At 27.5% G+C, this 7,070-nt stretch carries 7 protein-coding genes; all 7 read left to right on the top strand.

Going from position 1 to position 7,070, the window contains the following annotated elements:
* Positions 1-244 precede the first annotated feature (244 nt).
* The 7 genes from AB8B52_RS10695 (at position 245) to AB8B52_RS10665 (ending at position 6,934) form a co-directional block, all read left to right on the top strand.
* Positions 245-622 (top strand): hypothetical protein, encoded by a 378-nt coding sequence (locus AB8B52_RS10695; RefSeq protein ID WP_406027915.1) that lies wholly within the window; start codon positions 245-247, stop codon positions 620-622.
* A gap of 298 nt (positions 623-920) precedes the next feature.
* On the top strand, positions 921-1,583 hold the full coding sequence (locus AB8B52_RS10690; RefSeq protein ID WP_406027913.1) for a hypothetical protein: 663 nt from the start codon (positions 921-923) through the stop codon (positions 1,581-1,583).
* 15 nt (positions 1,584-1,598) lie between these two features.
* Complete coding sequence (locus AB8B52_RS10685) at positions 1,599-2,087, top strand: hypothetical protein (RefSeq protein WP_406027911.1); 489 nt, start codon at positions 1,599-1,601, stop codon at positions 2,085-2,087.
* 198 nt (positions 2,088-2,285) lie between these two features.
* Positions 2,286-3,239 carry a hypothetical protein gene (locus AB8B52_RS10680; RefSeq protein ID WP_406027909.1) on the top strand — a complete coding sequence of 318 codons (954 nt, stop codon included), beginning with the start codon at positions 2,286-2,288 and terminating at the stop codon, positions 3,237-3,239.
* A 548-nt stretch (positions 3,240-3,787) separates the two neighbouring features.
* Positions 3,788-3,955: a hypothetical protein gene (locus AB8B52_RS10675; RefSeq protein WP_406027907.1), complete on the top strand. Its 168-nt coding sequence runs from the start codon at positions 3,788-3,790 to the stop codon at positions 3,953-3,955.
* Between the two features lie 127 nt (positions 3,956-4,082).
* Positions 4,083-5,168, top strand: coding sequence for a helix-turn-helix domain-containing protein (locus AB8B52_RS10670; RefSeq protein ID WP_406027905.1), 1,086 nt, complete (start codon positions 4,083-4,085; stop codon positions 5,166-5,168).
* Between the two features lie 128 nt (positions 5,169-5,296).
* Positions 5,297-6,934 (top strand): serine hydrolase domain-containing protein, encoded by a 1,638-nt coding sequence (locus AB8B52_RS10665; protein ID WP_406027903.1) that lies wholly within the window; start codon positions 5,297-5,299, stop codon positions 6,932-6,934.
* Positions 6,935-7,070 lie beyond the last annotated feature (136 nt).

Genomic DNA, 7,070 nt, shown 5'->3' with positions numbered 1-7,070 from the left:
GACTTAAAAGAGTTTACGAAATGTTTTACGAGTTAAGATTTAATCAAGAATGGAAATAAAAATACTACAGCCAACAATGTGTATAATTAATTGCTTTGGCAAGTGCTTATTTGGAAAATTCCTTCGGAATTTTCTCGCGTTAGTTTTTGTTCATTAAATTAGTTGCTTAAACACGCAACTAACCATACACAAAACCGTTAGCATTCATTGATGAGCAAGTTTGTGGAACAAAAAATAAAATGAAATGAAAAAGACGAAAACAATAATATTCCTGACTTTATTGGTTTTTAGTACATCAATTTATGCACAATCGAAAGATTCGTTATTGACTAAAACTAATTTTTTTAAAAGTTTCAATTTGGATTTAAATACTAACGATTACACTTTAGATTTTAAAAATATAGACTTTTCAAAAAACAATCTACTATTTTCGTCATATAATGAAACTACAAAATTGAACGACATTTATTTATTAAATAATGATAGTTTCATTTACAGCAAATCAAGTTTAATATTTGAAAATAATTTTAGAGGAAATAAAATCGATTCATTTAACCCATATGGAACCTCTAATCTTGGTTCTGCTTTAATTTTTGGTTTAGTAAGTTCATTTCTAAAATAGAATCGGATTTATTAATTAAATCGGAATTGAAAGGCAAAATCGGAATTTAGCTAGTTTCGGAATTGTTCACTCAATCGGAATTGAAAAAATTTGCTAATTAAATCGCTAAACGAATTCACTCAGACTCTAGAAAAACGGAATTAAGCCGAATAGTTAGAAATAAAAATAACAACGAAATGCTAACACCGTGTATAATTCATTGCTATTTACAGTCTACTTTCTATCTGTGTTTTATTTGCTAATTTTAATGCTTAAACCACGCAACGAAATCATACATAAAACCGTTGTGCATAAGCTTATGAAAAAACTACTTAAAAACATAATTACTCTTTTTATACCAACCAATAAAAGTGATTCTGAACTATATAAAGAAACATTCTACACTTATTCAAATGGTAAGCTGGTAAAGCAAAAAATGAATAAAGAAGAATTGTTCTTATACAATTTGGGACAGAATAAAATGATTGAACCAGATGAAGATTATACTAACAAAAACGTAAAAGATTATAAGGATTTGATTATAAATGAAAATATTAATCATTGGGACTTGAAAAAAATTTGTGCCTTAAATGGAATTAGACTTGAAATTCGTGAAGGCTGGAGTACATTACTGATTAACTACCTTAATGAAATTAATAAATTAGGTTGGAACAAACGTTTAGGTGTTGTGAAAGAAAAATGGGCTGAGTTAAGAGTTGGGTTAATTTTTGATGATAAATTTAAAGATTCAGAGTATTTAGAATATTTAGATGAAAAGTTTGTTGTAGCAAGCAGATATACTTGTGAAACTTGTGGAAAATTTGGTAAGATAAGAACAGGCAGTTGGAATTTTGTAGCTTGCAGAGAGCATTATCATTTAGGTCAAACTTCTATCGATTGTGATGACCAATTTCTAATAACTGCTAATGGAAAACATTTATGGGAAGATTTACAAAATGTCGCAACTGAATTTGATTATTAGAAACAGCCTAGTTTTATGACATTAAATTTCAAAAACTACAAGCAAGATTATCTATCAACTTCATTCTATGGCTTTGGAAAACTTGTATCAAAAATTCCTCATAGATATCGGAAATTGTTCCACCCGATAATTTTTGAAAAACACTTAAATTCTGAATATTGTAAAGTTTGTGGTATTAATTCTTTTTATAATCACAGATATGAATCTTGTGGTTTTTCAGGATATTATCATTTGTCAGATAATAACGAATTTGAATATACGAATGAAACTATTAAAAAAAAACAAATGGGATGGTTTAAAGATGGAGCAGAGCTTTTTTATTCAAATTTCAAAGTCTATGAATTAAACCCAAATTACTGTAAGTTATTTAGTCAAGAAGAAATAATCAACTATATTATTGATTCATTTGATGAATTAGATATTGAAGATGTAGATATTGAAGATGTAGATATTGAAAAAATATATAAGGAATGCAATAGAAAGCCTATGCACAACAACGTATAAAAATAATAGGGCAATAGTCGCTTAACTCAATGCCCAGGAACTTTTGCGAAGTCGACAAATTTTTAAGTTTGGCTTACTGAGAAAAAAAGTAATAAGAAAAATTTAAAAATTCGGCTTGTGTTTAACCGAATAGTAACAGCCTTTTTTCCGTTCTACTATTCTTATACAATTCCGTTAGCACCAACTTAAAAAACCGATATGGGACAAAATATTTCAATGATAGTAACTAAACAAAAAACTGATAATATTTCAAAAGATATTATTCACTTTATTGATTATAATTATCTTGTTTTACCTCTGGATTTAGATGGATTTGAAGTAGAAAGAATAATCGAAGAATTAGTTCAATTTGATACTTTAGAAAATATTATTAACGCCAAAAACAAGCTGTCCAGTGAATCAAAAAAGGTAATTAACCTAATTGATAATTTAAACATAAACACTTTTGTTTTAAGCCATTATTCAGAACACGGAGATATGCCTATCGATGTTTTTGACTTTATAGTAAAGGAAAGTAAAGTAATAAAAAATAAAACAAATGACGTTGAAGACATATTAAATTATTTTACGGATTTCACTAATGACATCGATTTTGAAAAATATTGGAACTTTAAGAGATGTCTGCATCATTTTAACAAAGAGAAAGAAAAAACATACTTTGTTGTAGAAGTTAAGGCAAGTGGACCAATACCTAGCGATTATTCTATGATAGCATTCGGAGCTGTGATAGTTGACAATTCTCTGAAAAGAACTTTTTACGGCAAACTCAAACCAATTTCTAATAAAAGCATTTACGGACATCACGGACTTTCTGAAATAGAAATTCAAAAATTTGCTGAACCTGAAAAAGTGATGAATGAATTTTATGAATGGATTTCTATAAACTCAATTGGAAAACCAATATTTGTAAGTCCTAACAATGGTTTTGACTATAGATTTATTAGCTGGTATTTTCATAAATATTCTATTGAAAATCCATTTATAGAGAATAATAATGAATACAATAATAATTCTATTAATATAAACGACATTTATAAAGGGAGAAAATCGAATTTAGATTTGAATTGGAAAAATTTAAGAGGTAAGGAATATACTAATGCAGTTGATGACGCAATTCAAAGTGCGAAAATATTTAAACAAATAACTGAATAAAAACTAGTGCTAACAACGTATAAAAACAATAGGACAATTGGTACTTAACCCAATGTTTCAAGCACTATTTCGAGGTCGCCAAATCTTTAAATTTGGCTTACTGAGAAAAAAAAAGATAATAAGAAAAATTTAAAAATTCGGCTTGTGTTTAACCGAATGGTTCGTGCGTTTTTTCCGCCCTACTGTTCTTAAACAAATCCGTTACCACACATTTAAAAAAACATCGTGAATGATTCATCTCATAGTTGGAAATAAAGGTTCTGGAAAGACAACCTATTCGGCAAAATTAAAAAAACAATAACGGAATAATCTTTTCTATTGACAAGTGGAACAAAACATTATTTCTTACCGATAAAAAACCTGATGACGGATTGGAATGGTTTTTAGAAAGAATTGAAAGAGCATAAAAAATGATAATAGAATTGGTTACGCAATTAGAAAATTCAAAAATTAACTCAATCCTAGACTTAGGATTATGAAAATTTGAGCACAGAGAAAAATTTAGAAAATTTGCCAATACAAATGGATATAAACTGAAAACTCATTTTTTGGACATTTCAAAAGAAACTCGATTAGAAAGAGTAATGAAACGGAATAGCGAAAAAGGAGAAACTTTTGAATTTGATGTTAGTAAAGAAAATTTTGACTTTATGGAAAATTGGGTCGAAAAACCAACTCATAGCGAAATGACTAACGGAATAATTATTTCTGAATAAAACGTTTGACTTTTAATAATTATAAAATAGATGTTCCTTACTATATTAAACTTGAGTTATTTTAATTTCTTTCACATTTAAAAATTAATCTCAATAAAAGTAAAATCCACAGAAAAACATAAAACTATTGGAATACAAATTAGAAATCATTGAGACCATTGGAAAAATTGTTGTTTTTATTCTAACACTTCTTTCCTTCTTTCTTTTTACAGTTAAAACTACAAACAAAATATCTAATAGAATTTTTGGTATTTACCTATTATTAATAGCATTTGACTTAATAGGTTTTTTCACAAATAGAACAATAGAATATCCCATTATTCATAATTTAAAACTAGCTTCCAGCTTACTTCAACTGCCTTTATTTTATCTCTACGTCCTATCGGCTTGTTATTCAAATTTTAAGATAATCATTAATCATTTAGGTCATTTTTTATTATTTCTAATATTCTTTATTTTTCTTTACAAAACAAACTCTTCAAGCCAAGCTATACTAGCTTATGAAATTATTTTGGAAATACAATTCTTAATATACATACTTGCCATATTTATAACATTAAAGAAATATAAAGTGGTGTACCTAGAGAATTACTCAAATGCTAATTACGCCATTTATAAGTGGTTATTTCAGATTACAGCATTTACTTGTTTAGCACATTCCTTTGTACTACTGAGATGGTATTTGTCTAATTCTTTATTTCAAAAATATGTTCTAAATATAAATATCTTAATAAGTTTTTCGGTTTTATCAATAACCATATTTTTTGTTCTAAAGGCACTATATCAACCAAAACTTTTTACAGGTGTAAACATAAATTTGAACCCTGTAAAATCACTTTTGGTAAACGAAGAAACTAAAACAGATGTAAGCACAGAAAATACATATATTCAAAAACTCACTTCCTTCATGGAAAAAGAAAAACCTTATTTGGATTTTGAATTAACATTGCAAAAATTAGCCAGTCAAACTGATATACCAGAAAAGGAATTATCTATATTAATCAATCATCATTTAAATAAACATTTCTTTGATTTTATAAATGAGTATAGAATAAATGATGCAAGAAAATTGCTAACAGACCCTACCAAAAAAGAACTAACTGTTTTAGAAATATTGTACCAGGTTGGTTTTAATTCTAAATCTTCATTTTATACTGCTTTTAAAAAAGCTACAAACCAAACACCTTTAGAATTTAGAAAATCAAAAAGTTAGATACAGTCCGATTTTAATTCGAACTCATTAAATAATATAAAATGAGTTCGACTTTCTTTAATCGGACATTTAAGGTTATAAAATTCTTCAAATTTGTTAAACATCTAAACAACAAAACACATCTTAAAATGAAATACACTTTAAAGACAATAACCATTGTTATGTTTTTCTTATGTCAGTCTATATTTGGACAAACCTCAACTTTGGATAAACAAACAATAAAAGAATTAGATTCTTTATTTGAAGCTCATCATCAAAACGACAAAAGAGGTTCTATTGTGTCTATTATTAAAGACGAAGAGGTCATTTATACTAATGCTAGTGGCTTGGCAAATATAGAGCACCAGATTCCAATAAATAATTCAACAACTTTTAATATCGCTTCAAACTCGAAACAGTTTACAATATTTCTCGCACTACTTCTAGAAGAGGAAGGCAAACTCTCTCTCGAAGATGACATTAGCTTATATTTGCCAGAACTTAAAGATTTACCTTACAGAATTACTATCAAACAACTTGCTAATCATACTCATGGATTGTCTAATCCAGACGAAATAGCAAAATTAAAAGGTGAAAAATTTATGCACCATGGGCAGGTAGTAACAATGCTTTTAGGTAACAAATTAGTGGATTTTGAGCCAGGTGAAAAACTTATATACAATAATACTGGGTTTATAATATTATCAGAAATTATAGAACGTGTTGAAAATAAACCATTTACTGAACAGTTACAGGAAAGAATATTTAAACCTTTAGGAATGAATAGTACAAAAGCAGTTGCTTATACTGATGATGTTGTAATAAATAAAGCTTACGCTTATGACAAATTGAGTAATACATACATAAATTTTCCAGTAGAATTATCTACTATTGGTTCATCTGGCATCTATACAACAATAAATGATTTGACATTATGGGCAAAAAATTACCAAAATGTAAAATTAGGAAAACCTGAATTTTATAAAAAAATGCAAGAATTAACCATTCTTAATTCTGGTAGAGCTACAAACTATGGTTTAGGGTTACAGGTAGACCGTTATAAAGGTATTGATATTGTGTTTCACGGAGGCGGAACTGAGAGTTATCGGTCTTATATACTACATGCACCTAAACATCAATTATCGTTACTATATCTTTCGAACAAAGGCGGTTTAACAGGTTTAGATATTATGTATAAATCATTAGAGCTATTATTAAAAAAAAATGTTCAAGAAAAAGAAACCTTTAAAGTTTTAAATAATGACGAATTGAAAAACTTTGAAGGAACTTACCAAATGTTCCCAGGTGTTTATTACAATATAATTGCAGAGAACGGTAAACTTTATTTTCAAGATTTTGGCGCAACAGAAAAATTATATTTACCTCAAACTGGTGAGAACGAATTTGATTATCCAATTCCATATTTCAAATTTGTTTTTTATGAAAATGAGTTTTATTATCACATGGCAGATATGACCTACGCTTGTAAAAAAGTAAAACCTTTAGAAATACCAAATGCCATAGATTTAAATAAATATGTTGGATTCTACAAAAGCGCTATTCTTGATACTATTTATGAGCTATATATAAAAGACGATAAACTTTTTACGAAACATCCAACATTCAATGAAATTGCATTATTCCCGCTTTCAACAATTAGTTTTTATTCTAAACAATCATTCTTTGCTAAAATAGATTTTAATACTAAAGCGAACGGAACTGTCGAATCTTTAAAGGTTTCAGGACAGAATTTAAAAGATATAGTTTTTGAAAAAATTATAAAATAGCAGAGAAAAACAATTAAAATCGTTACAATGAAATAATTCATTGTTTATCAAAAAGTGACTAAATTGAAACTTATTAAAACTAAATAATATGAAAATTTTATTCAATATTTTAACTATAATATTTGCCTCTCAACTC

Source organism: Winogradskyella sp., from assembly GCF_045105575.1.
GTDB lineage: Bacteria > Bacteroidota > Bacteroidia > Flavobacteriales > Flavobacteriaceae > Winogradskyella.
This window is presented reverse-complemented; position numbering and strand designations above follow the sequence as displayed.

What these genes read in the sequence shown, in the direction of transcription:
- AB8B52_RS10665 (WP_406027903.1), top strand. Translation starts at nt 5,297, where the DNA reads ATGAAATACACTTTAAAGACAATAACCATTGTTATGTTTTTCTTATGT.
- AB8B52_RS10685 (WP_406027911.1), top strand. Translation starts at nt 1,599, where the DNA reads ATGACATTAAATTTCAAAAACTACAAGCAAGATTATCTATCAACTTCA.
- AB8B52_RS10695 (WP_406027915.1), top strand. Translation starts at nt 245, where the DNA reads ATGAAAAAGACGAAAACAATAATATTCCTGACTTTATTGGTTTTTAGT.
- AB8B52_RS10690 (WP_406027913.1), top strand. Translation starts at nt 921, where the DNA reads ATGAAAAAACTACTTAAAAACATAATTACTCTTTTTATACCAACCAAT.
- AB8B52_RS10680 (WP_406027909.1), top strand. Translation starts at nt 2,286, where the DNA reads ATGGGACAAAATATTTCAATGATAGTAACTAAACAAAAAACTGATAAT.